Source organism: Methylovulum miyakonense HT12 (genome assembly GCF_000384075.1).
Lineage (GTDB): Bacteria > Pseudomonadota > Gammaproteobacteria > Methylococcales > Methylomonadaceae > Methylovulum > Methylovulum miyakonense.
This window is the reverse complement of record NZ_KB913025.1, coordinates 1,596,665-1,621,539: the sequence shown is the minus strand read 5'-3', so window position 1 is coordinate 1,621,539 and position 24,875 is coordinate 1,596,665. Positions and strand designations below refer to the sequence as shown.

Below are 24,875 nucleotides of genomic sequence, written 5' to 3'. Positions count from 1 at the left end.
ATTGATAGGATTTGTCCACGAAAGACACGAAAAGCACGAAAAAACACCAACAAGGCGATGCGGAAAAGTCATGTTTGTACAACCCATCAAATCATAGATGGCCAAAATTTTAAGTTTCGTGCCTTTTGTGCTTTTCGTGGGCATTAGTTTTCCATCTGGAATTTTTCCACCAAGCCCGTCACCCGCGCCACTTTTTGGGCAATGGTTTGCGCCAACACGTCGACCCCGCTGACCAGCTTCACCCTCCGCTTCGTCCGCGTAATCGCCGTGTACAGCAATTCTTTGGTCAACACCGGATTCATCACCTCCGGCAACACAATCAGCACCTCGTCAAATTCCGAACCTTGGCTTTTATGGATGGTCATGGCAAACACCGTTTCACAATGCGGCACGCGGGCGGGCAGATATTTTTTGACACTGCCATCGGGGCGTTGGAAAAACACCATCAACTTACCTTGTTGCTCCTGATCCGGCAGGCAAATGCCAATGTCGCCATTATAGAGATGCAAGGCCGCGTTGTTTTGCGTCACCATCACGGGCCGGCCGACATACCACAAACCGGAGAGTTGGATTAAGCGTTGTCCGACCAACTTTTGCTCCACACCGTGGTTAAGGTCGGCGACACTGTTTTTACCTTGGCGGTTGGCGCACAACACCTGGAAGCGGCTGAATTCGGCGAATATTTCCGTAAACCCCGCGCCTTTTTGCAACAAACGCAAATAGCCGCTATGCCGTAGCGCCGCATAGGCGATCAAATCTTCTTCCAACAACCCGCAGGCTGCATCGCCTTGCCGCAACACCCGCCACACCACCTCGGTTTGCTGCTGGTTGACCGCATCCGCCAAAGCCTTAATCACGCCGCCAAAACGGTGCGTGGTTTGCAATTCCAAGGCCTGATCCGGCAAAGCGGCGACTAAATCCGCCAACACCGCACCCGATTCCACCGATGCCAACTGGTCTTTATCGCCCAGCAAAATCAAACGGGCATTGGGTTTCAAGGCATCCACCAACTTAGCCATCAAAGCCAAATCGACCATAGACGCTTCATCAACCACCACCAAATCATAAATCAGCGGTTGCCCCGCATGATGGCGGAAATACGGTGACGGTGGCCTCGCTCCCAACAAGCGGTGCAAGGTCGTCACGGTTTCGGGGATATGTTTTTTGATGTCCTCAGGACAAGGCAAATCCGCCTTGCGTTGCCCGATAGATTCTTGCAGACGCATCGCCGCCTTGCCTGTCGGTGCCGCCAAGGCAACCAACAACGGCTGCACCGCCAACTCCTGCAACACCGCGAGGATTTTCACCACCGTCGTGGTTTTGCCCGTGCCTGGCCCGCCCGTGATAATGCTGAACGGCTGCTTGACCGCCACTTCTGCGGCTTCGCGCTGCCAATCCCTGGCTTCCGAAGTTTTAGAAAAATACCTATCGAGCAAGCCATCCAGATTGTCCAGCTGCCGTATTGGCGGGCCATCCATCATCGCCTTAAGTTGCTCCGCCAAATGTTGCTCATAGTCCCAATAACGCTGCAAATACAAACGGCCCTGCTCAACCACCAGCGGCAAGCCACCTACCCCATCGGCAAGCCCCGAAGCCAATAGCAACGCCTGTTCTTCCTGTTCAATGGCGATACAGTTATGGCCTTGGTTTTGTTCGTAAGACAAACGCATCAGCACTTGCTCAAAGCGTTGCTTGGCTTGCCCGTCCAAACGGCTGCGTTGGCTAAGGAAACGGGCGAAAGCGGTGTCGAGACGGGTAAACCGTGCTTCTTCCATCATTACCGCCCTCCCAACAAGCGGGCCAATGCCTCAACCCGCGCCATATCCGGCCTATCCTCATAAACCCCGCTCATCGCCACCTCAGCTTGCATCCCCCGCACGAACAAATAACGCACACCGCCAAAGTGGTTTTCAAAATCATAATCCGGCACACGGGTTTGCAGGTAACGGTGCAAAACAACGGTATAGAGCCAGTATTGCAAACCGTAGTTATGTTCGCGCATCGCTTCGGTCAAGGTGGCGGGCGCATAATCAGGTAGGGCGTTGGTTTTATAGTCCATGACATAAAAACGGCCTTGATAGGTGCAGACCAAGTCAATGAATCCGGTCAAAAAACCACACATCTGCTTGCTGCCCAAAGGTTGGTAAGCGGGCGAGCCATCTAGGATGCGGTTGATGTGGCTGGCATCCATATCCTGCATGGACAGGTAAAACGGCATTTCTTTTAAGGCTTGCGTTTCCGGAATGTTCATCAGGCAGAACGCCGGCTCACCTATAGACAAAGGTGTGCTGACCACGGCTTGCAGCAAGTCTTCCAGCAGATTCGGCGCAGGCACAACCAAGCCGTAACGCAAACACGCTTGGTCGCGTTGCACGCTGATGTCCACACGCTGTGCCAAGTCGGCGAAGCGGTTGTTTTCCAGCAAATCATGGACGACGTTGCCAGTATGCGCCCCGCGTGGCAGTTCGGTGGCGGATTTTTCGGCCAGTTCGGCGGCGGGTTCGCGGGCTTTGTCTTGTGGCAACTCTGGCGTGTCGGCGTGGCTAAGCGCGGACAAGGCGGTGTAGCTGCTCATCTGCCAGCGCGTGTACAACGAGCGTTGCAAAGTACGGGCTTGCAGCGTTGTGGGGGTGACGGAATTTGGGCGCAGCGGCGTAATGCCTTGCGCGTCTGCCAAATCCAATAAACGGTAAGCAAAGGTATCGGGGGCGGCGGTTGCCAAATCACGTAACACGGCTTGTTGCCGGGCAAAATCGGCGGCAGCAAAATCTAATAACCACGCCATTGCCGACTCGTTGGGGTCCGCTTCGGAACGCACGTTTGCCCAAGCCACATAGCAACGGTATTTGGCGCGGGTCACGGCGACATAAAACACCCGCAAATCTTCGGCGAGCTCTTCGTATAAGGCTTGTCCCCGGTGTTGCTCAAACAGACCGGAACCTAAATCCACCCGCAGCTGCCCGTCGACATGGCAAGTGAGCAAGTTTTTCTCGCTGTACAGCCTGTCACTGCGTTGCCACAAATACGGGCAGAACACCACTGGGTATTCCAAGCCTTTCGAGCGGTGCATGGTGACGATCTTCACGGCATCTTCATCACTTTCCAGCCGCAATTGTTCGTTTTCGTCACCACCCGCCCCGGCAATGGCGGCGCGTAGCCAATCCAAGGTTTTGGTGACCCCCAGATGTTCATCCAGCACGGCTTGTTGCAGCAATTCCAGCAAATGGTGCAAGTTGGTGAGCTGCCGCTCCGCCATGACCGTTTGTGAGATATGCAGACGGATTTGCTCGCGCTCCAACACATTCATCAACATCGCCATCAAGCCTGAGCTTTGCCAATCTTGGTAATAACCCGCGAACCGCGACAGCCATTGGTCAAGCTCGGTTTCATTTTGGCTAAGCTGGTACAAGGCTTGCCCGTCCAAACCTAGCCAGCTTAAGGTCAGGGCTTGTTTGAGCAAAGCCGTGTCGCCTGGATTGGCGAGGGCTTCCAACAAAATATACAAATCGGCGGCTTCTTGGCTGGCGAACACCGATTCGGTGCTGTTGATGACCGATGGCACGCCCACGCTGCGCAACAAAGTTTGGTAATCGCGGGCTTGGTGGTTAGTCCTGACCAAAATGGCGATGTCTTTGGCCTGTATCGGGGTATTGCCGGGTTGGAAGCGGACGCTTTCCGTGAGCAAGGCCACGACTTCTTGGATGACGAAATACTGGATGGCTTGCGCCGCTTTGCCTGCTGTCCAGTAACCGGATTTGCTATCACTTTCGGGCACTTGCCAGATCACCATCGGCGCAATGGCGGCATTGTCCCAATGCAAGGCGGTGCTGCCGTCCGCCCTGCCCGCCCCGACCGGATGGAAATGCAGGTCGTTGAGCAAAAACGCCTGTTCGCGTTGGAACAAGGTGTTGACGGCGGCGACCAAACGCGGATGCGACCGCCAGTTTTTGCCCAGCGTGTACGGGTGTTCGGCTTGTTGTTGGGCGGCCAGGTACGAGTAAATGTCCGCGCCGCGAAATTTGTAAATGGCCTGTTTCGGGTCGCCAATCAGGTACAGGAACGGGCGGGGTTCTGCGCCATCTTGTGCGGTGGTGGCAAAAATCGACGAAAAAATCAGCCATTGGCTGTCATCGGTGTCCTGAAACTCATCAATCAACGCGGCTTGGTAAGTCTGCCGCAACGCGCCGACCAGCAACGCGCCTTGTTCGGTTTGCAGGGCTTCGGCGAGGCGGCTGATCAAATCATCAAACGACATCACATTCATTTGCAACAAACGCTTGTCCAATTCCACACACAAGATTGCCAACAACAAACGCCGGAACAAAACCGGGATTTGCGCGTAAGCGGCGGCTAAGCTATCGAAAACCTGGGTGTTGATGTTGAGCTTCGCCAGATAGTCGAGTTTGCGCTCCAAACCCGATTGGGTTTTGGTGGCGCGGAATTTGCCGCCGTGCAAAGCGCCGAGCAAGCCGTCCTTGCTTAACAACTCAAAGGTTCCGGCACTGGGGATGTCAAAACTATGGCCTTGTAACCAAACCGACAAGGCCAGGCAATGCCCTTCAAACATAATCCGGTAATTATCTTTGAACTTTTCTTCGGCAAATGCCTGGCGCACCTGGCCCGCCGTTGTGTCCAAAACAGCTTGGGCCTGTTCCGCCAAGTGTTTGAATGCCGCCAGGGCTTCATCAAGGCCACAACTGTCAGGATAAATTTGTATCCGCGTGCTGGCGCTTAATCCCGCACTAGGGAATGCGGCGAGGCTGCCGAGCAAGGCGTCCGGCGTTTTGAATTGCGCGGTCAGCACCGCCACATCCCAGAGCGGGCGCGCCATCTGTTGCCGCCAAAAATCATCGGCGCAGGCTTGTTTAATGTTCGCCAAATCGCCCGTCAGTTCCGCATCGAACAACTGCCCGCTTTCCAGGGCGTAATGATGCAGGACGGTCTGGCAAAAACCGTGTATGGTGAAGATGCCCGCCTGGTCGATGTCCAGCAAGGCCAGCACCAAACGTTGTTTGGCATCTTCAGGCGCCACGTCAATCTGGCCTAGCCAAGCAGCGACCGCAGGATCGGCGTTGGGATCGCCCGACACCGCCCGCTTGGCTTCCGCCAAACGGCTACGGATGCGCTCTTTTAGCTCTTCGGTCGCCGCTTTGGTGAAGGTGACCACCAGCAAATTTTTGATATTGACATTGTTTTCCACAACAAAACGCAACACCAGCATGGCGATCGCATACGTTTTGCCTGTCCCGGCACTGGCTTCTATCAGGTTTACGCCAGGGCGTAAGGGCGTTGTGATGGGGTCGAAATGTTCAGTGGGCATAGATGAATCTGCTTTTCGATACGTCTTCGCAATCATTAGGGTTATATTAATATCATATAGCTAACCAAACGTTCCGTTGAATTTCAAATGACTGGTCATAAGCGGCTTAAGCATGGGCAGCTTTATCTGGCCTCTAAACAAAAGAGTTGTTGTGGAGAAAAAATGAAATCCCCTTTGAAAAACCATCCCCAAACCTTTGCGCTCATCGCCTTGTTGGCTAGCTCCGGCAACCTGTATGCTGTAAATGCTTGGAATTATCAACAGGAAACTGACCGGTTAAGCAACCAAACTTACAGCTTCACGTCATCACCGTTGCCACGCCGTGACCTTTATGATGACATCAGATTAGAGATTGTTTGCAAGGACAAACAGTTGCGGGTCAACATCAATACCGAAAGCCTGATCGCCTCCCAAGGCAGGGCGTTTGATTTTAGTTATCAAATCGACCAAAACACGCCTGTACCACTGCAAATGAAAACCTTCCCTGATTCCAAACGCAAAGGTTATACGGAGGATCATGCCCAGCGTATTATTGATGATATTTTAATGGGGAAAGAAACCATTTTCGTCCGGGTCACCACAATGACCCGAAAGGTATTGTCTGGGGCAATTTCGCTGGAAGGCGCCACAAAACCGATCCAGCAAGTTTTGGAAGATTGCCGTATTAATCTTGCGGACCCAGCTACAGCGGAAAACGCAGGGGATACGGCTTATGATTTAAAGGCTTTCGAAGAAGGGTTTAACCGTCTGCCTGCGGAACAACAAAAACAAGTGTTAAACCAAATCAAAAAGCTGATGACGGAAATGGAAGGGAAGCGATGACAAGCCCAAGAACCAGCAATTAGCCTATTTAAACGGCCATAGTGCGGGAAAATAGACTAAAGCAAACGGTTTTTACGTGGCCAATAGCCAATGGCGCCAATTGCAAACAATGCCAGGGTACTTGGTTCAGGAAGATAGCCAGCACCAATCCCCACATCATCCTGAGTTTCATAGCCATAACCATACACACTGACCTCGAAGGAGGACAAATCGTCCTTGTTGTAAGCCTTAACCCCAATTTGCGCCCAGCCGTAATGAAGGGATCCATCAGCAAAATCGAACGCAAAGCCCAGATAACCCAGAAAGCCCTGATCCAAGCCTGGCCATGTGCTAGAGTCCGCACCCCCGTTAGCCCAATATCCGAAATTTCCTGTGCGCACACCTTCAAATACATCAAAATAATTGGAAGCCGCCACGGTACCGCAACCACATGAATCAAAACTTGATGCCGCATCAATCACGCTGCCCAAAGAAAAGGCTATGTTTGCGTTAATAGTTGAATCTGAACTTTTGTACTCACCCTGGTCTCATTGGGACAGGGGGTGGAACAATGAAGACAAAAGCCTATTGCGAGTGGTTGGAAGGGGTGGGCCGCCTCACCCGAAAGCAACGGACAGCCGTGCTCGTCCAGCTGAATGCGGCGGAATCCCGTGAAGCCATCGTCAGTGAATTGGAGAGCGGACACCTGCGCCCGTGCCCGCATTGCCAGAGCGGGCGACTGGGCCGCTGGGGCAGGCAATCGGGGTTACAGCGGTTCCGCTGCCGGGACTGCGGAAAATGTTTTAATGCTTTAACGGGCACCCCGCTTGCGCGGTTGCGGCATAAAGAGCGCTGGTTCGATTATAGCCAAGCCTTGATTGAAGGGCTCACCGTCCGTAAAGCCGCCGAGCGTTGTGGCGTGGCTAAAACCACGAGCTTTCGCTGGCGGCACCGTTTTCTCACCGAGGTGGCCGGGCTGAAGGCGACTGGCTTGACCGGCATTGTCGAAGCGGACGAAACCTATTTTCCGTTGTCATTCAAAGGCTCACGACAGTTACCAAGGCCGCCGCACCGCCGTGGCCATGCGGCCCATCAACGCGGGACGGGGGACGGTCAAGTGCCGGTATTGGTGCTACGTGACCGTCATGGTACCACCACCGACTTCAAACTGACGGCGGCCACGCAAGCCGAAGAGGCGCCCATTATTGGCCGCGTCGTCGNAGCGGACGCCGTGCTATGCACCGATGGCGGCGCAAGTCTCAAAGGCGCGGCGCGTCAGGCGGGTATTGCGCATCGTGCATTGAACCTATCGGCGGGGATTCGTGTGCTGGCCGGGGTTTACCACATCCAAAATGTCAATGCGTATGACAGCCGCCTCAAAACTTGGATGCGGCGGTTCCATGGGGTCGCCACCAAATACCTTGATAACTATCTGGGCTGGCGGCGCGGACTGGAGCGATGGGGCGAACAAATCACCCCCGGCGTCATCCTGCAAGCCGCTGTGGGGCGTTGCGTACCTTTCCAACTATTAACGCAAACATAGCCAAAGAAAAAGGCAAGGTGAAATTATCCGCAAATAGCCCGCCCGTATAGACATTGGCGACCCCGTATGTGGCATAAATCAAAACATCGGTATCCGTTTGCCCATCGTCAAAACTAGTGTCAGATAGATGGTCGATGTGCAAATCATCGAAGCCATCGTTATCAACGTCAAACCCTACCACATCATTATTGACAACTATAGGTGAGGACAAAACCGTGGAAACGATGCTGGCCTCGGCATTTAAATTAAAAAAACCGCCGAGCAAAGACACGCCAACAACAAGCATGAAGCGGGATAGAGTTGCCATCCTAATTTCTCCAAAAAGGGTTGTTATGATTAATTCTATGGACACAACCTCAACCCAATTATAACGGCCTTCAGTTTGCCACCCGTTAAGTGGATGGCTTATAAATACAAAGGTAAACATTAAAGTCTAACCTGATGCAGCCCTCCGCCCAACAATGCTTTTCGGCTAGATTACCAAAAAAGCAATTTAAAACCAATTTCTTATAGTTTATCTTGAAAAAAAGCCGCTGCCTGCCCCCCTACCTTTCTTCCGGGCTAGGCAATGTTGAGTTAATAACCCTATAAAACCCACATCAAGGATTGTCCAATCCCTTTGCCGTATTGGCACCGGCCATCTGGGGCGGACACACCGCCGGCATAGCCCATAAATCGGCGGCAAGGTGTGTCATTTTTATGCCCTAAATCACAACCCTGTCATAAAACGGCAACACAGCCGACACAATAACGACTTAATGGCTAAGTAAAGTAGTGAGTGGACTTAAGTCCACCAACACTTTTATCAACCTGATCATTGGGGGAATATCATGCGTTACCTTAAAACTTTGTTGGCAGCGGCAGCGGTTGTCGCCACCTTGTCACCACTGGCAACATTTGCCGACGAAAGGGTCCAGTTAGGGCCAAGACCATTTTTCTTAGTTGAAGACATGGCCCCTAGCGCACTGAAAAAAGCTTTAAAACAATGCGCTAACGGCCCTTTCTACAAAACCAGGTTTTCAATAGGCCACCGCGGCGCCGCATTACAATTTCCCGAAGAAACCAAACAATCCATTGAGGCCGGCGCCAAAATGGGCGCAGGCATCTTGGAATGTGACGTGACCTTCACCAAAGATAAAGAATTGGTTTGCCGCCACTCGCAATGTGACCTGCACACAACCACCAACATCATGGAAACACCGTTAGCGGCAAAATGTTCAGTGCCTGCCGATATGGGCAGCGCCACCCCTTTCGCAAATGTCCAATGCTGCACCAGCGACATCACCTTAGCCGAATTTAAGACCTTGAAAGGCAAAATGGACGGCGCAAATGCCAAAGCCAAAACAGTGGCCGACTACCTAAAAGGCACACCAAGCTTCCGTACCGACACTTATGCCGGCAATGGCACGGTATTAAGCCATAAAGAATTCATCACCTTGGCGAAAAGGCTGAGGGTTTCCATGACCCCCGAATTGAAAGAAGCGCTTGTGCCCATGCCATTCGATGGCATGACGCAAGAAATGTATGCCCAAAAAATGCTTGATGAATACAAGGAAGCCGGTGTCGACCCTAGAAACGTTTGGGCACAATCTTTTAACGTCAATGACATACTCTACTGGATCGCCAATGAACCTGAATTCGGCAAACACGCGGTTTCGCTGGAAGATTTAAACACACCTGAAGATGTGGTGGCGGCGACGGCAAGAATACCTGGTTTGGTTGCGCAAGGCGTGAAAATCGTCGCCCCACCGACTTGGGCACTGGTAACGCTTAACGCAAAAAACAAAATCGTCCCATCCGATTATGCAAAAGCGCTCAAAGCGGCCGGCTTAAAAATCATCACTTGGACACTGGAACGCTCTGGCCTGTTGAAAGACGGCGGCGGCTATTACTACCAATCCGTCACTAACGGGATCAAAACTGACGGTGACACCATGGTGATGCTGGATGTGCTCGCTAAAGACGTGGGCGTCATCGGTGTTTTCTCTGACTGGTCCGCCACGGTCACTTACTATGCGAACTGTATGGGCTTGAAATAATCCCCTCTCTGCAGGCGGTCGCTGGTGCAATGCCAGCAACCCCTGCTTTTTTTGCCTATCCTTTCCACCTCCGCCATGGCCAACCCAAACCGCCAAATCTAGCCTGCCGAACCCTATCCCGCAGTAAACTTACTTTCAAAAGCGCAATGCTTTATCATGGGCGCATCACATTAGCGAGTTAACACCCATGAATTCTGTGCCTGAACAACCTACTGACCGTCGTATCTCCTTGATTTTGCTGTTCGCGGTGACTTTGTTCACTAGCGCGTCACTGATGTTTGTGCTGCAGCCTCTGTTCGGCAAGCTGTTGTTGCCCTTGCTGGGCGGTTCGCCCTCAGTGTGGAACACCTGCATGGTGTTTTACCAAACCATCTTGTTCTTGGGTTATTTGTACGCCCATACGCTCTCGACCCGCTTCAATGCGACCCAGCAAATCGCCGTCCATGCCGGGATTATTTTGTTAAGCGTGTTTGCCTTGCCTGTCGGTTTGCCGGAAACCATTTCCCCACCGACCGAAAGCGACCCGACTTTTTGGCTGTTATCGACCTTAGGCTTGGCGATTGGCTTGCCGTTTTTTGTCTTGTCCACCACCGCGCCGCTGATCCAAAAATGGTTCGCGCAAATCGGCCACCATTCCAGCCACGACCCGTACTTTTTATATGCCGCCAGCAACACGGGCAGCTTATTGGCCTTATTGAGCTATCCGTTTGTTTTAGAACCCAATATCGGCCTCACCGCCCAGCAAACCGATTGGAGCGTCGGCTATGCGATTTTGGGTGTGCTGATTGCTGCTTGCGCGGCGGTGCTATGGAAAAGCCACACCGCCACGGCGCAGCAAACCAACACGGAAACCGCCGGCAAAATCCCCTACACCACACAATTGCATTGGCTGGCCTTGGCTTTAGTCCCTTCTAGCTTGTTGCTGGGCTTGACCAATTTCATCAGCACCGACATTGCCTCCGTACCGTTGTTGTGGGTCATCCCGCTGACCGTTTACTTGCTGTCGTTCATCATCGTGTTTTCGAAATGGAATGATGCCATCCATCCGTGGATGGTGCGTATCCAGCCAATTTTCCTTGTGCCGTTCATCGCTTATGCCTTCATCAATCCGGCGGATTTGCCGTATTGGATGTATTTGATTTTGCACGTTATCGCGTTTTTCTTCGCGATTATGGTCTGCCACGGCGAACTGGCGAAATTGCGTCCAAATACCCAGCATCTGACCCGCTATTATTTGATCATGTCCTTCGCGGGCATGTTGGGCGGCATGTTCAATACTTTTGTCGCGCCGTTCATTTTCAACGGCATTTACGAATACCCGATCATGATAGGCGCGGCCTTGTTGTTGCGCCCTGGTTTGGTCATCAAGAAACGCGTGTTATGGCAACTGCTGCCACCTGCCCTGCTGGTGGCTATCGGTTTGGTGTTGTATGTCAGTGTCGGCAATTTATTGGATTATTTCGATGCCATCGCTATCAGCCTGATGGTGTTGACGTTGGTGATTTTCTTCTTCCGCAAACAACCTGCACTATTTGCCTTATCCGCTGGCGCGATTATTTTCTTGGCGTTGGGCGTACATGGCTTGTCATCGCGCACCCTGTTCCAAGACCGCACTTTCTTTGGTGTCCTCGCCGTGCGCGAAAGCACGTTGACCGATGAACAAGGCCAACCGGAAACCTATCGGGAACTGTTCCACGGCACCACCAAACACGGCGCACAACGTCTCGCCGCCAATTTAAGCACCATCCCGCTGACTTATTACAGCCGTCCTGGGCCGATGGGGCAATTATTTAAAGCGTACGATAATGTTGACCAGAACTGGCGCATCGGCAGCGTGGGTTTAGGTGCGGGGGCCTTGGCGTGTTACAGCAAACCAGGGCAACAGTGGACGCTGTATGAGATTGACCCGCTAGTCGTCGAAATCGCCAGTGACCCGCACTGGTTCACTTACCTAAGCCAATGCAACAAAACCGCGCTTGTGAGCATCGGCGACGCGCGCTTATCACTGGTGAAAGAACCCGACCACAGTTTTGATTTGCTGGTCATGGACGCATTCAGCTCCGATGCCGTACCGACGCATTTGCTCACCGAAGAGGCGATGAAGCTGTATTTCCAAAAACTCAAACTGGGCGGCATCTTGGCCTTCCACATCACCAACCGCCATTTATCGCTGAAAAAAGTCCTGTCCATCCACGCCGAAAACCTGCATCTGGCGGCATTGATTGAAGAATTTATACCACAAGAAGAACAGCCGTTAGTCGTGGCGACCGATTGGGTGGTGTTGGCGAACCGAGCGGAAACCTTGGAGCCGTTAAAAGCTAGCCTGTTAGGCGATTGGCAAAAAATGCCGCTGTATTTTGATATGAAGCCGTGGACGGATGACTTTACCAATATTGTGGATATTTGGAAGTGGTAACAAATTGCCGGAATGGGTTTGTTACCCATTCCGTAACTTTTAAGCTTTTACGAATAAGTTGGAAAAGTCAGGACGAGGTTGCAAACCTCGTCCTGCACAGAAATTTTGGGTGGCTACTTAACATTCCTATCCGCTTTACAAATTGATATAGAATCACCAATAATAGACAGGAAATAAGCCGTTAATTAACTGTTTAAGGAATCCCCATGATAAGTACCAATCATATTTTTTCGCTGACAGATTTTCAAAGAAACACAAAAGCCCATATCCAACGGCTTAAAGAAAGCGGGAAACCCGAAGTGCTTACGGTAAATGGACAAGCCGAACTGGTCGTGCAAGATGCCAGTTCTTATCAAGCACTGATAGATAAATTAGAAGCGATTGAAGGTATCAGGCAGGGGTTAGCGTCAATGCAACGCGGCGAAGGCCGTCCTATCGAAGATTTTTTCTCGATATTCGAGCAAAAACAAGGCATTGATAAAAAATGAAACGCTATGCCGTCATTATCATGCCGGAAGCCGAAAACAATTTGCAAGACGCTTACTCCTTTATTGCCCAAGATTCCCCACGAAACGCCTTACAGTGGTATTTGCAAATGCGGGATGCCATCCAAACCTTAGAAACGCTACCTTTACGTTGCCCACTTGCTCCTGAAGACAATGTTTTTGAAGAAGAAATACGCCAACTGATTGTCGGGAATTATCGCCTCCTGTATAGCGTTCGAGACCCCAAAGTCTATATTTTGCATATCCGTCATAGCGCAAGGCGTTGGCTTTCGCCAGAATAGTGTTTAGACTCTTCACTAATAATTTGAGAGGGAGGTAAGTTTTCCCGTCAAGCTATAATCCAAATTTATGAATCTTGAACGCCCTATCAATATCGAATTATCAGTAGACAAAACCAATAAGTCTATTCGGAAAATCACACCTCAATATACCCATGAAATGGAAGCTGTAATAGCAAACTTCCCAAAAACCCGCTATTACGGCAGTAAAAGGCGTTTGTTGGGTTGGATTTATCAAGAATTGAAAGACTTACCGTTTAATACCGTCTTAGATGGTTTTGGAGGTACCGCGAGTGTGGCGTTACTATTCAAAGCAATGGGTAAACAAGTCAATTTTCACGATGCGTTACTTTGTAACACCATAGCCGCCAAAGCTTTATTGGCAAATAAATTCCCTTTTTCAGAAATTGATGAACCCTATTCATTTATCAATCAAATAAAACCAACTAATGGATTTATCAGTAAATCCTTTTCAGGAATGTACTATACGGATGAAGAAAACGATTGGCTCGATGGTGCAGTACAAGCTATAAACAAAGTTGATAATCAAATCAAACGTAGCTTTTATTTTTACTGTTTATTTCAAGCATGTTTAAAAAAACGTCCATTTAATTTATTTCATCGGGCTAATTTAAACTTGCGGCTTAATCAAAATGTTACCCGCTCATTTGGTAACTGGGTCACTTGGGAAAAGCCATTTTCTGACTTGATGAAAGAGAGCCTGAAAGAAATACAAAAAGCGATAACACCAACCAAACAACCTGCTAACATACTAACGCATGGGGATGTTTCTAGATTAACTATAGGTTATGATCTTGTTTATCTTGATCCGCCTTACGTCGCACTGAAAGGAAATGGCGAAGACTATCTAAAACGATATCACTTTTTAGAGGGATTATGCGATTACAACCATTGGGATAAAGCAATAAATAAAACGTCTTCAATCAAAGCAATTAAATCTATTCCTCACATTAATGAGTGGCAAAACAGGCGCGAATTTTGTGAGCGACTTTTTGATTTGATTCAAAAGCATAATCAATCCATTGTAGTACTTTCTTATTTGTCTGGTGCATATCCATCAGAGGAAATCATCACATCAGAACTTAGAAAAAACTTCAAATATGTGAGGGTCTTAAAAAAAGACTTTTGCCATGCTTTAGCGAAGCAAAAAAAAGTTGAATTATTGTTTATTGGGAGTAATAAATGAAAGTTTTTAAAAAAATATCTACCGTAAGTTATAGCTTCGCAATTTTTTCATTTTTGATTTTTGTTATTGCCTTACTGCTAATTCTATTTTCACTTGATTTTTTGACGGGGCCAAAATGGTCATCAATAATACCTGGACTATTGACTGGTTTTATTATTGCGCTATTTCAAGCATTTTTATCATGGTTCGAGATTAAAAAAATAGATGAATATGACGAGTTAAAAATCAAAAAAATTCTTCCTGACCGTAAAAGCTCAGAATATTACGGGGCTCTAATTTCTAAGGCAGAAAAGGAAATAAAAGTATTGGGAGTTACAGCCCAAAGATTTCTTGAGGATTTTGCTAGTCAAAATCCCAAAGCTGCTGAAAATGAAAAAGTTTTATTAAAGGCGTTAGAAAAAAAAGTTAAGGTTCAAATTTTAGTTGCAAACAAAGAACTATTATCTGGTGAAGACAAAACAAAAGCCAAGTCAGCAGAGCCTAGGCTTAAAAAGTTATCTTCTGATTCAAGAACAAACGAGTTTTTCGAATACGCATGTTATACCCATGCGCCAGCTCATAGCATAGTAATAATTGATGAAGAATGTATAGTTGGACCAATATTTCCTAATGTTAGCAGTAGATATACCCCAGCGATTCATTTAAAACGTGATAGCCAATTCGCAAAGTATTACATCGAATACTTTGAAAGTGAGTGGGAAGAATGGAAAAACAATCAAGCGAAAATCCCAGATTAAAAATATCTATTTATTCTCGCCTCCATTTGACATTGCTCTCCATGCACAACAGTGAATACCGAATAAATGGCGGCTTAGGATTCGCGATAGCTGATCCGCATTGCAACGTAAGTGTTTTAAGTGCGAATAATTTTATCATTAACGATAAACGTACTTATCCGCTTGATAATGACGGGCAGAGTAAGTTGGCAAATCTTTTACTGATAGAGAAAAATAATTTTAATTTTCCTAACGCCGCTGAAATTACCATTTCTGGCAATATGCGCCCCCATTCTGGCTTTGGTACGGGTACGGCTATCAGTTTAGCCTGTCTTGAAGCCCTGCATTTACTCAGCAAATCAAAGCCGACACCTGCTGATTTGATTAAGGCATCTGGTCGGGGTGGAACATCTGGCATCGGCATTCATAATTATTTCTCTGGTGGGTTTGTTTTTGATTTAGGGCGAAAAGCCAGTAACCAATCCCACGCGCCATCCCATACCATTAAGAATTCAGAACCACCATTATTGCTAGAGCAACGGCCTATGCCAGATTGGGAAATTGGCATTTGCATTCCATCAAACATTCCTCATAAATCACAAGCTGAAGAAAGGGAATTTTTTCAACGGACATGCCCATTATCGGCAGAAGCGGTTTACGCCACCACTTATCACGCCCTTTTTGGTTTGTATGCGGCAATTCGGGAAGCGGACAAGACGGCTTTTTGTAAGGTTTTACGAACAATACAAGATTGTGACTGGAAGAAAGCCGAACGCTTGGAATATGGACAGGCACTCATGGATATCGAAGAGGCTCTTTACGTCAACGGTGCAGAGGCCGTGGGCATGTCCAGTTTAGGGCCTAGTTTGTTTTTTCTAGCCGATAACGTGGCAGAAATTATCAAGCAAATGCGGATTGCCAGACCTGATTGTGAATGGTTGCTCACCCATCCTGTTAATCATGGCCGAGTATTACATGATGTTTGAAATCGTTTTTTTTACTTCCAGTAAAATCAAGCTGTCCCATGCTAGGCATCTTTGCCGCGACTACAATGTAAAAGTGACAAGTTTTCGGGAAAAAACCTTTCATGCCAATTATATAGAACCACGGATTTATGACCGAGAAGAGCTATTAAAGCAAAGTTATGAAGATGCCTTACAGCGATGGCAAAAGGCCGTATCCAAAGGTGAAAACAGGTTGTTTTTTATAGAGGATACGTCTGTAACCATTGATGCGCTAAGTATAGAGCGTGAAACACCGGGCTTGGACGTAAAATATTGGATGGAAGAAACGGATTTCGCAAACTTAGATCAACAATTAAAAGCGTTGGGCAATAATCGTAAAGCTACTGTCCGCTCTGACGTGGTTTTGCATTTGTCGCCGGAATTGCGAAAAGCTACCGAAGACAAAAATTATCTTTGTTTTGTCAGCAGCGTTTCTGGACAGGTTGTTGATGTTGAACAATCGTTTGACACCAACCCCATGTATCCATGGCTGGATAACAAAACCTTTAATAAATGGTTTATGCCCGATGGCTGTTCGTTACCAGTAAGCCTATTAGCCATTGAGGAAGCGGATAAACATGACTTCCGAGCCAACGCTTTTCAGCAAATGCTTGCCTTTCTGGAACAACACAAGATCATCACTCGCCGCACCACGCCAGTGGTTCAAAGTAGTTTAGATTCCGAAGAATCGCTATTTATCATTTGCGGGCCAACGTGTTCCGGTAAATCAACTTTAGCTGAACATCTTGCGGATAATTACGGTTATTACCACATTGAAGCCAGTGATTTTATGTATTTGAGTTATTACCAACGCCACGGAGTAGCTTCTTCTGTCAGTATTGGTGATTTTGCCGAACAGGCATTGCACGACCAACCAGAAATAGTGGCAGATCAAATATTAGAAAATATCGAGAAAAACCAAATTGCACCAATAGTGGTTACGGGGTTTCGCTCACCACTGGAAGTCGAATGGTTTAGGCATTATTACGCTGGCAGTTATCGGATTGTTATCGTTTATATAATGGCAGATGCGGAACTACGCTTTAAGCGGGCTTTATTAAGACAACGTGAAGACCAACTAGATTCTCGTGAGAAATTTGATAAACGTGATGCACAACAAGCCTCAATGGGATTACTTGAATTAGAAGAGCGATTTAAATCTGATTTAATAGAAAATAATGGTTCTCTTGAGGAACTTTTCTCATATTTTGAAAAAAATTACCTTAAAAATCACCAAAAAAATCCTATTAATAATCAAACAGAGCAACTTAAAGGCCGGAAATTAGAAAACTTAATTCTAATGACCTTGGCAAAGCAATTGCCAAATCGAGGTTATTTTACAACTACAGAAATTGCCCATTTGATGAATCAATTTTTGGAAGATCAGCCTAAAAGCAAAAATAATATCAGCCGATATTTCAACCAGAGGTTTTACCCTTATTTTGAAATCAAGGTAATTGATGGAAAAAGAAAATATCGGCTTTCTAATACTGGGCATGGAAAAGCACGTATTTTATTAAAAAATAAGCCTATCAATCTCCATCCTCCAACCGCCGAATCTCCCGCAACATAAACCCATAAAGCCCTTCCACTTTCTCACGCGCCCACGGGGTTTTGCGTAAAAATTTGAGGCTGGAGGTGATGCTGGGGTCGTGGCTGAAACAGCGTATCGGAATACGTTCCACCAGTTCCTCCCAGCCGTAATTCGCCACTAGCTCGGTGACGATGGTTTCTAGGGTGATGCCGTGCAAGGGATTGTGGCGTTGCTTTAATTGGTGTGATGGGTTGTTCGGTTGAATTGGCGCTATCGTTGGTCATTTTGTTTGTTTTTGTTGGTATGGGGTTAAAGGGATGGAATTTATTCAAGCATCTGCACCTCATTCCGACTGGGATTGCCGGAATGACGGTGCTGCAAAATTGTGTAGTTACTAGCGGCCAAGCTTTTTCTATCCTGCGCTTTATCGCAAACCGAATTGTTTTCCCTTTTGCCCACGGCAATAACAAAAACAATCACATATTGGTCATCAACTTCATAAACCAGCCGATACCCTGCCGAACGCAGTTTAATTTTATAAGCACAATCAAATCCGCTTAAACGGTTTGCAGGGATGTGAGGATTTACCAAACATTTGCTTAACTTGTTTTTAAATTGCGATTTGACGCTCAATACCTTCGCCAAAAATCAGGCCGCCATGTCATGAATTCTCCCGATTTCTGCGGCCTGGAAAATCCGGTCGTCTATTAAAAAACCATCCGACTTTATGCCCAGTGAATTGATAATCCGGCGCGTATATTTACGCGCCCTGAACACGGTTTTCAAGTCCAGTATGCTGTCGTTGTCCAGCCCCTTGATTTGGGGCAATAAAAGCTGCGAACAGGTCACCATGAACAATGAAAAGTTGGCGGCGTTGCCAACCTGGCCTTCCTTGATATTCATAAAATCTTCCAGCCCCCAATATTGCTTGGCATCCCTGAAATTGAACTCAATCTGGAAGCGCAACTGGTAATAATCCACCAGCTTGTCGTAGGCCAGCTCCAAATCATCAGAAAACAGCAACACCTTGGCTGACTTGCCTGTGGTGAGGTTGGTTTTGACAATGACCACCACGTTCAGCAAATCTGGGAAATGCTGGTGCCGTACCTGGACTTGGTAAAAACAGGTCTCGCTATTTTTTTCTACCGTTTTCAGGCAACAATCCTGATCCGTCAGCTTCTCCACGGTCACACGGTCACCGTACTTTTTGGGTGCGCCTCTTCCGGCATAGGGCCCGGTGTACTGAAAATACAGCTGGGAGTCATGGCGCAACTTTGAAATCAAATGCAAACCTTTCTGTTGGACCAACTGTAATCCCGCATTATTGCCCAAAGCCCCGTCATACAAGAAATAGCCAGGCCTTATGTCGCAACCCAATAACAATAAGGCTTGCTGGATGCAGCCTTGCAGTTGTAACTGAAAAGCTGAAAACCCGACTTCAGTGCGGTTCTTGTTCTTGCTGCCTTTGGGTCTGCCAGCTTTTTTCCGCACGGCTTTCGGGGCGGTTTCCTTGACTTCATCACGCACCAACTGCTCGGCAACCAAGGGATAAGACTTACGTGTCCCGACGTTTACCAAAGACAGGTTCAAAAAACACAAGCCGGCAACCGGTTGTTTTTGCAACGAAGAATAAAACTTTGCCAAACCGTGGGTCCGCTTCCCAGACTTGGTGACCACCACTTCATCACCTGCAATAAGCCATACGCCGCCAGTACCCTTGCTATTGAGATATTGCTTGATTAATGCCCGGCGTAATTTTGACCAGTCGTAGGTGCCGTTGAAAAAACGTTGGATAGTCCGGTAACTGCCACCTTTTTCCGCCCACCGCGACATGCCCAGCATCGTTACGCGTCCTGTCATTGCTAAGGTCGCCTCGATTATCAAGGTAAGCTTTCTAAATTCGCACGGGCTTAATAGTGGACGAAGCAATTCAAGGGTTGTTATGATTTCGATCATGGCCAGGTTTAGCGGACTATGGTGGTGTAGGAACCCTATAGTCTACTTTTTCTGGCCTTCAATTTGTTAAGCTCCGCAACTCAACTCACCCTATCCGTTTGGCGAAGGTATTGGACGCTATTATCCAATTGATCCCATTCTTTTTTCGCAGTGGGCAGAAACTTCAATCTATAAGTCATCAAGCATCACGTCAATTGCCAAATGTTTCTCAGCTTGCCGCTCTTGGAATATTTTGCCTAACTCGTAATCTTCCAATTTCTCAAGCAATTGCTGATAGACATCCGCAGGGACAAGGTAAGCTGTAGGCAAATTATGGTTAAGGATCGCAATGGCCTCGCCTTGCGCCTGCTTAAGCAAAGCGGTGGGGTTTTTCTTGAGTTCGGAAATACTTGCGCTGAATGGGGCTAATATGGCTTGCATGATGATACCTGAGTGCTAAATTAAGTGCTTATATTAGCCCTTTATTTGAAAGAAACAACTTGAGGGATTGATAGATTGTGCGTTTGATATCCAGCTACGTAACTTTTTAGTATCTTTCGTTAAAATGAAACGTTAAGAGACGAAGCTGTAAATCCGTTCTGCACAAAAGCACGTAATGCAAACCTTAATTGGCGGACAGGGATAAGCTTCGCGGATCCCTGCATTTATGCGGGATTATGCCAAGATAACTTATATCATCCTGTGCCTACCGTATTGAGTATAAACAATACGGCACTTTTCAGAAAAATTGCATTTTTTAATAGAAAAACCGAATACCGTGCAAAAACCATCAAGAAAAAACTCAAATAAAACATATATTTTTCAGAGTTAGTGAAAATATCACGTTTTTTCAGGTAATCGATAATATTTTGAGCGGGGCTTAAATGCTACTATCACCAAGCGGTTTTTATATCGTCAACCATTCCTATATCACCTGCCTAGAAACAGCCATATTGATAAAGTATTGGCCATTCAAAATATACCTTCAGGAGATAACAAATGTTTTCGAAAAACAAAATAGAACAACTTCAACTAGCCCTTCAATCCTTAGAACTTTATGAAGGAAAAATTGACGGGATCATTGGCCCACAAACATTAACTGCAATACATAAATTTGAGGCGCTTGCATTTGAAAAAACCACCATTGATAAACCAGAACCAGATGAACCTGCGGCAAAACCAACTTTAGTACAGCATATTATCGAGGGGCAAGGTGCAGATATTGAGGAGGCCCTTATCTTCACATTAAAAAACGAAGGCGGATATACAGACCATCCTTTGGATAAAGGCGGCCCGACCAATAAAGGCATAACTATTGGAAGGCTTTCCGAATATCTTGGCAGGGAAGCCACAAAAGACGAAGTAAAAAACCTTGATTATGAAACGATAAAACTTATTTATAAAAAATACTATTGGGACGTGATGAACCTCGACAAGGTCATAGACCAAAGTATCGCCACCGCACTCTTTGACATGGGGGTTTTGTGTGGCACGGGCACTGCGGCAAGGCTTTGTCAAGAAGCATTGGGTGTCGCTCAGACAAAAAAAATGGATTCCATAACACTTGACGCCATTAATGCGACGACTGACGAGGACTTCATCCCTAAGTTTGCCGAGAAAAATACCCAGCGGTTTGAAGCGATTGTACAGAACAATCCCACTCAAAAAGTCTTTTTGAAAGGTTGGAAAAATCGCGCCAATCGGCTGTTATCCCTTATCAATAACGATGATGTAGATGTTGCTGTTCCTAGCCCTGCACCCGGAACGTCTCTTGGAGAGGGGCTTTATGACCTTGCCGACACAGTGGGAGTACCGCATGAAGACATAAAAAAAATGCTTGATTGGCAAACGAAGAATAATCCGGCAGCCAATCCTAGATATTGGGTCGTTTTCAAAATAAAGGAGCACTCAAAAAATAAAAGAATGCATATTTTTGATCGTGTGGATAAGAAGGTGCAAAGCATCCATGCCGTACATGGAAAAAATAGTGACCCAAACCACGACGGCATCGCAACGGATTTTTCAAATGAACCCAATTCACTTAAGAGTTCATTAGGGCTTTATAAAACGCTTGGCACATACACAATGGCGAAACATGGCAGAGCATTAAGGCTTGATGGGCTTGAAGCCTCCAATGACAATGCCCTACGGCGTGGCATCGTTTTTCATGGCGTTTCCTATGCAGGGGATGACTATGTAAAACGCAATGGTAGATGCGGCAGGTCTTTTGGATGTCCGGCTGTTGAAGACAATATTGTCCAAGATTTGATTGATAAGCTAAAGGGTGGATCGCTCTTGTTAATCTCATGACCTGAGTTTTACACTTTGTAGTTTTTTCTGCCGTAATCCAATGCTTAGCCGAACAAGTCTTTGTTACACATAAAATGATAAAAATCATAATGTTATCTTTCAAAATGACGACAACTATTTATGCAATTAAGCACTAGAGGCTGGGATTCCTTACGCCATCCCAGCCTCTACCCCCTCCTAAAAATGGAAGGCTTGCGAGAACGGCAAGCCATTAGTCCCTATCCCCCAACCGCCGAATCTCCCGCAACATAAACCCATAAAGCCCTTCCACTTTTTCACGCGCCCACGGGGTCTTGCGTAAAAACTTGAGGCTGGAGGTGATGCCGGGGTCGTGGCTGAAACAGCGTATCGGGATGCGTTTTGCCAGTTCCTCCCAGCCGTAATGCGCCACTAGCTCAGTGACGATGGTTTCTAGGGTGATGCCGTGTAAGGGGTTGCGGGGTTGTTTTAGTGGCGCGGAAGAAGATGGCTTGCTTGGCTTATCGCTATCGTTAGTCATGTTGTTGGTTTTTATTTGGTTTGGGTTTAAAGGGTTATCCGAGGCATTGTAAACTTTTATATAGCTATACCAGAGCGTTATCACTATAATGGCAAGGCTAGTAGAAGGTCAGTGGTAACGCTGGCAATTCTTTTACGCTTTGCATGTCTTCAGCACTTTTCCAAAAATCCCCTCGCTTTTTGCCTTCGTGCCCTGTGCAAATACAATCCCGTTTATACATGACCGGGATTTTATCTTTGGGTATTGGGGTTTGAAACAGCCAAAAAACTCGATAAGCAGATTAACAAAGCCAATAGTTTCGGCCTTATTCCTGCATTTTGGTTACCCGGCAGGTGATTTATTATGTAGGGGATATGCTTGGGGCTTGCAAGCAATTCATGTATGCACCGCATAACGCGGTTATTTTCCCAACCCGTCCCGCCCTGCGGGATTGTGGCAAAACCGGCGCAGTCCGGCCCATCACTCACCCCTGAATTTAGGATATGTCTTTTGAAACGAATTTTTGTAGGAAACTTACCTAGCGACGCCACTGAAACAAGCGTTCAAGCTTTATTTTCCCAATACGGCAAAGTCCGCTCCATTGAATTGGTTTCGGATATTTTTAGCGGCAGATGCCGTGGCTTTGCCTTTATCGGCATGGAAGGGCATGAAGCCCGTGCGGCAATTTTGGCACTCGACGGCAATCTGTATTGCGGCAAGCCGTTGAAAGTGAAATTTGAAGAACCGGCTGCCAAAAGAGGCCGTCGGCATTAAGTGTTTTGGCTGCGCCATGGCGTAGCGGATGATTGCCACGAAGAAACGGTGGCTGGAGCCAACATCTACCAGCTCCGGAGCTTCGTGGTTAAGCTTTATTTTAAAGGCCTGCCTTTGGCGTCTTTATTGATGTGCCCTGCAATCAGCAGAAAACCTTCTATAAACCCCCATGCCAAGGCGATTGGCAAAAACCCTGTCAAACCCAATACCAAGGTGATGGCAATTTGGCGCAAAGCCAACCAGTATTGCCCCAGATAAAGCCGGTGTCCCCCTAAAGACCCCAATAACATCGCCAATGCCGCTGCCAGATATTTGTATTTGACGGCTTTGGGCGTTTCCAAATACGCGCCGACTAAGCCAATGTTTTTTGCAGCGGTATCGTCTTGATCAAACTTAACATCATCGCCTGGTTCCGGCGGCTCTTGCGCCGTCCAGTCATCAATATAAAATGAAAAAAACTTTTCCTCACTTTTTATGACGCCAGTTTTGGTTTCCGGATCATAACTTTCAATATGGCCAATCATTTTCCCTACCTTTGTTATTATAATTTTATCAATTTCAATTCATTATATTGCTTAGCCCGTCGGCAAGCGCACCGCCAGGACATCGCATTTGGCGTGATGCAGTATGCTGTTGGCGGTCGACCCCAACAACAGGCTTAAGCCGTGCCGCCCGTGCGAGCCGACAACGATTAAATCAACGCTTTGCTCTTCGGCGACACGGATAATTTCCAGTTTGGCGCTACCCAATTCCAGCCAGACCTGATCCTTGGCTATTGCCAGCTTTTCTGCAAGTTTGGCTAATTTGGCTTTGGCGATGTCCACCAATTGGTTGGTGAAGTCAATTTGAAACGGCATTTCGCCGCCGTAGCCCGTATCGACAATGGGGATATTGTCAACAACATGGATGACGCTTAATTTTGCCTGGTAAACCGCCGCCAACTCCTGGGCCCGCTCAATAACGACTTCATCTTGCTCAAAAAAATCGACTGCCAATAAAATGTGCTGGTACCTTGCCATAATCGCCTCTCTTTAATTAACGTTGGGTGCTTCTGGGAACAGCAAAGCCATTACTTTATAAGATGCCAGCAAATATAACAACGCCACCCCTAAACTAAAACTTAAATGCTGCCCTAAGGCGTGCCGCAAAATATGCCCGATAACCGCCCAATGCCAGATAATCAAACCTGCCATCAATAAAAATGCGCCCAGCCCCCCTTGCCCCACCATCATGGTCGCCATCACTGGCAAGGCGAAAAAGCTGATCAGCGCGTCCGTGCCCAGCAAAGCCGATAGGGTTTGTTGGTACCGTGGCAATTTCCCGAAGCAAAAAAGGGTAAACGCACAAAAACACATTTCCAAGATAGGGCCGGTGGCGGCTTGCAACGCTGACTTAAAGCCAGTATTGCCCATGTGCAGGATCAAAAAGCTGACCAGGACATTAAAGAAAACCAATAGGTACAGCAAAAAGGCCTGGCGGGGCAAATCCTGGGGGCCTTTCCTAAACAGACAAATATCAAACAGCCTCTTTATGATCTCGAACATGAGCCTTTTTCCTGTCTCTGCCTACAAAAACCGGGTGGTGCAATTAAAATGGTTTGACAACCGCCAAAATCACAATCCCTAATAAAAAGAACACTGGCACTTCGTTCATCCACCGATAAAAAACATGGGAATGCCGGTTCCGGTCATGTTTAAAAGCCAATAGCCAAACGCCACAATACCCATGATAAACAACCAGCAACACCAGCAAGGCCAATTTGGCATGTAGCCAGCCGCTGCTGGCATACGCGGCCCAGGCATAATCAGCCAACATCCAGACCCCGAAAACCCAAGTCGCAACCATACCGGGGGTCATGATGCCGAAATACAGTTTACGCTCCATCACCTTAAAGCGCTCATTGCTGATGGCATCATCGCTCATGGCGTGGTAGACAAATAGGCGCGGCAGATAAAACAGGCCTGCGAACCAGGTCACCATAAAGATTAAATGTAGGGCTTTTAACCAAAGCATA

The 24,875-nt window shown here is 47.5% G+C and carries 25 protein-coding genes; 12 read left to right on the top strand and 13 right to left on the bottom strand.

Annotation, left to right across the window (positions count from 1 at the left end; genetic code table 11):
- Nucleotides 1-143 precede the first annotated feature (143 nt).
- Together recD and recB are read right to left on the bottom strand one after the other, a co-directional pair.
- A complete protein-coding gene (gene recD / locus METMI_RS0108540; RefSeq protein ID WP_019865869.1) occupies nucleotides 144-1,778 on the bottom strand; it encodes an exodeoxyribonuclease V subunit alpha in 1,635 nt (544 codons plus the stop codon).
- Nucleotides 1,778-5,320, bottom strand: a complete 3,543-nt coding sequence (recB, locus tag METMI_RS0108535; RefSeq protein WP_019865868.1) for an exodeoxyribonuclease V subunit beta — start codon at nucleotides 5,318-5,320, stop codon at nucleotides 1,778-1,780. Before recB ends, recD begins: the two co-directional genes overlap by 1 nt.
- A 162-nt stretch (nucleotides 5,321-5,482) precedes the next feature.
- Between recB and METMI_RS0108530 the strand changes: the two genes are divergently transcribed.
- Nucleotides 5,483-6,142: a hypothetical protein gene (locus METMI_RS0108530; protein WP_019865867.1), complete on the top strand. Its 660-nt coding sequence runs from the start codon at nucleotides 5,483-5,485 to the stop codon at nucleotides 6,140-6,142.
- Nucleotides 6,143-6,198: 56 nt separating this feature from the next.
- Here METMI_RS0108530 and METMI_RS0108525 read toward each other — a convergent pair whose 3' ends face one another.
- On the bottom strand, nucleotides 6,199-6,603 hold the full coding sequence (locus METMI_RS0108525) for a PEP-CTERM sorting domain-containing protein (protein ID WP_232215299.1): 405 nt from the start codon (nucleotides 6,601-6,603) through the stop codon (nucleotides 6,199-6,201).
- 89 nt (nucleotides 6,604-6,692) lie between these two features.
- Between METMI_RS0108525 and METMI_RS0108520 the strand changes: the two genes are divergently transcribed.
- Nucleotides 6,693-7,664: an IS1595 family transposase gene (locus tag METMI_RS0108520; RefSeq protein ID WP_019865865.1), complete on the top strand. Its 972-nt coding sequence runs from the start codon at nucleotides 6,693-6,695 to the stop codon at nucleotides 7,662-7,664.
- On the opposite strand, the gene METMI_RS0108515 is transcribed toward METMI_RS0108520, so the two are convergent.
- Nucleotides 7,606-7,971 (bottom strand): hypothetical protein, encoded by a 366-nt coding sequence (locus METMI_RS0108515; protein WP_156829803.1) that lies wholly within the window; start codon nucleotides 7,969-7,971, stop codon nucleotides 7,606-7,608. The genes METMI_RS0108520 and METMI_RS0108515 overlap by 59 nt on opposite strands.
- A gap of 523 nt (nucleotides 7,972-8,494) precedes the next feature.
- Here METMI_RS0108515 and METMI_RS0108510 point away from each other — a divergent pair.
- The 8 genes from METMI_RS0108510 (at nucleotide 8,495) to METMI_RS0108475 (ending at nucleotide 17,403) form a co-directional block, all read left to right on the top strand.
- On the top strand, nucleotides 8,495-9,703 hold the full coding sequence (locus METMI_RS0108510; RefSeq protein WP_019865863.1) for a glycerophosphodiester phosphodiesterase family protein: 1,209 nt from the start codon (nucleotides 8,495-8,497) through the stop codon (nucleotides 9,701-9,703).
- A 187-nt stretch (nucleotides 9,704-9,890) separates the two neighbouring features.
- The gene (locus METMI_RS0108505; protein WP_019865862.1) at nucleotides 9,891-12,119 is read left to right on the top strand and encodes a fused MFS/spermidine synthase; all 2,229 of its coding nucleotides are present in this window, start codon (nucleotides 9,891-9,893) and stop codon (nucleotides 12,117-12,119) included.
- Between the two features lie 206 nt (nucleotides 12,120-12,325).
- Nucleotides 12,326-12,607 carry a type II toxin-antitoxin system Phd/YefM family antitoxin gene (locus tag METMI_RS0108500; RefSeq protein WP_019865861.1) on the top strand — a complete coding sequence of 94 codons (282 nt, stop codon included), beginning with the start codon at nucleotides 12,326-12,328 and terminating at the stop codon, nucleotides 12,605-12,607.
- Complete coding sequence (locus METMI_RS0108495; protein ID WP_019865860.1) at nucleotides 12,604-12,906, top strand: type II toxin-antitoxin system RelE/ParE family toxin; 303 nt, start codon at nucleotides 12,604-12,606, stop codon at nucleotides 12,904-12,906. The genes METMI_RS0108500 and METMI_RS0108495 overlap by 4 nt, the downstream gene beginning before the upstream one ends.
- 67 nt (nucleotides 12,907-12,973) lie before the next feature.
- Nucleotides 12,974-14,110 carry a DNA adenine methylase gene (locus tag METMI_RS0108490; protein WP_019865859.1) on the top strand — a complete coding sequence of 379 codons (1,137 nt, stop codon included), beginning with the start codon at nucleotides 12,974-12,976 and terminating at the stop codon, nucleotides 14,108-14,110.
- On the top strand, nucleotides 14,107-14,847 hold the full coding sequence (locus METMI_RS0108485; RefSeq protein WP_019865858.1) for a hypothetical protein: 741 nt from the start codon (nucleotides 14,107-14,109) through the stop codon (nucleotides 14,845-14,847). The genes METMI_RS0108490 and METMI_RS0108485 overlap by 4 nt, the downstream gene beginning before the upstream one ends.
- Nucleotides 14,814-15,812, top strand: coding sequence for a beta-ribofuranosylaminobenzene 5'-phosphate synthase family protein (locus METMI_RS0108480; RefSeq protein WP_040572778.1), 999 nt, complete (start codon nucleotides 14,814-14,816; stop codon nucleotides 15,810-15,812). The genes METMI_RS0108485 and METMI_RS0108480 overlap by 34 nt, the downstream gene beginning before the upstream one ends.
- A complete protein-coding gene (locus METMI_RS0108475) occupies nucleotides 15,802-17,403 on the top strand; it encodes a non-canonical purine NTP pyrophosphatase (protein WP_019865856.1) in 1,602 nt (533 codons plus the stop codon). The genes METMI_RS0108480 and METMI_RS0108475 overlap by 11 nt, the downstream gene beginning before the upstream one ends.
- On the opposite strand, the gene METMI_RS26145 is transcribed toward METMI_RS0108475, so the two are convergent.
- The 4 genes from METMI_RS26145 to METMI_RS0108460 form a co-directional block, all read right to left on the bottom strand.
- Entirely contained in the window at nucleotides 17,363-17,581 is a 219-nt protein-coding gene (locus METMI_RS26145) for a VF530 family protein (RefSeq protein WP_232215198.1), read from the bottom strand. The two genes, METMI_RS0108475 and METMI_RS26145, sit on opposite strands and share 41 nt — an antisense overlap.
- A 107-nt stretch (nucleotides 17,582-17,688) precedes the next feature.
- Nucleotides 17,689-17,997, bottom strand: coding sequence for a type II toxin-antitoxin system RelE family toxin (locus METMI_RS23480; RefSeq protein WP_019865855.1), 309 nt, complete (start codon nucleotides 17,995-17,997; stop codon nucleotides 17,689-17,691).
- Between the two features lie 15 nt (nucleotides 17,998-18,012).
- Nucleotides 18,013-19,320, bottom strand: a complete 1,308-nt coding sequence (locus METMI_RS0108465) for a transposase (protein ID WP_029151561.1) — start codon at nucleotides 19,318-19,320, stop codon at nucleotides 18,013-18,015.
- Nucleotides 19,321-19,488: 168 nt separating this feature from the next.
- Nucleotides 19,489-19,740, bottom strand: coding sequence for a type II toxin-antitoxin system Phd/YefM family antitoxin (locus METMI_RS0108460; RefSeq protein ID WP_019865853.1), 252 nt, complete (start codon nucleotides 19,738-19,740; stop codon nucleotides 19,489-19,491).
- A 558-nt stretch (nucleotides 19,741-20,298) separates the two neighbouring features.
- On the opposite strand from METMI_RS0108460, the gene METMI_RS25390 reads away from it, so the two are divergent.
- The gene (locus tag METMI_RS25390) at nucleotides 20,299-21,609 is read left to right on the top strand and encodes a murein L,D-transpeptidase catalytic domain-containing protein (RefSeq protein ID WP_019865852.1); all 1,311 of its coding nucleotides are present in this window, start codon (nucleotides 20,299-20,301) and stop codon (nucleotides 21,607-21,609) included.
- A gap of 211 nt (nucleotides 21,610-21,820) precedes the next feature.
- On the opposite strand, the gene METMI_RS0108450 is transcribed toward METMI_RS25390, so the two are convergent.
- On the bottom strand, nucleotides 21,821-22,108 hold the full coding sequence (locus METMI_RS0108450) for a VF530 family protein (protein ID WP_029151560.1): 288 nt from the start codon (nucleotides 22,106-22,108) through the stop codon (nucleotides 21,821-21,823).
- A 489-nt stretch (nucleotides 22,109-22,597) separates the two neighbouring features.
- Between METMI_RS0108450 and METMI_RS0108445 the strand changes: the two genes are divergently transcribed.
- A complete protein-coding gene (locus METMI_RS0108445) occupies nucleotides 22,598-22,861 on the top strand; it encodes an RNA recognition motif domain-containing protein (protein ID WP_029151559.1) in 264 nt (87 codons plus the stop codon).
- 95 nt (nucleotides 22,862-22,956) lie between these two features.
- Here the strand turns inward: METMI_RS0108445 and METMI_RS0108440 are convergent, their stop codons facing one another.
- Genes METMI_RS0108440 through hemJ form a run of 4 tightly spaced genes read right to left on the bottom strand, consistent with a single transcriptional unit; the run spans nucleotide 22,957 to nucleotide 24,874 of the window.
- Nucleotides 22,957-23,385, bottom strand: coding sequence for an NINE protein (locus METMI_RS0108440; protein ID WP_019865849.1), 429 nt, complete (start codon nucleotides 23,383-23,385; stop codon nucleotides 22,957-22,959).
- 51 nt (nucleotides 23,386-23,436) lie between these two features.
- Nucleotides 23,437-23,880 (bottom strand): universal stress protein, encoded by a 444-nt coding sequence (locus METMI_RS0108435; protein WP_019865848.1) that lies wholly within the window; start codon nucleotides 23,878-23,880, stop codon nucleotides 23,437-23,439.
- A 12-nt stretch (nucleotides 23,881-23,892) separates the two neighbouring features.
- Nucleotides 23,893-24,405 (bottom strand): hypothetical protein, encoded by a 513-nt coding sequence (locus METMI_RS0108430; protein WP_019865847.1) that lies wholly within the window; start codon nucleotides 24,403-24,405, stop codon nucleotides 23,893-23,895.
- A 43-nt stretch (nucleotides 24,406-24,448) separates the two neighbouring features.
- Nucleotides 24,449-24,874 carry a protoporphyrinogen oxidase HemJ gene (gene hemJ, locus METMI_RS0108425; RefSeq protein ID WP_019865846.1) on the bottom strand — a complete coding sequence of 142 codons (426 nt, stop codon included), beginning with the start codon at nucleotides 24,872-24,874 and terminating at the stop codon, nucleotides 24,449-24,451.
- Nucleotide 24,875: the final 1 nt, after the last annotated feature.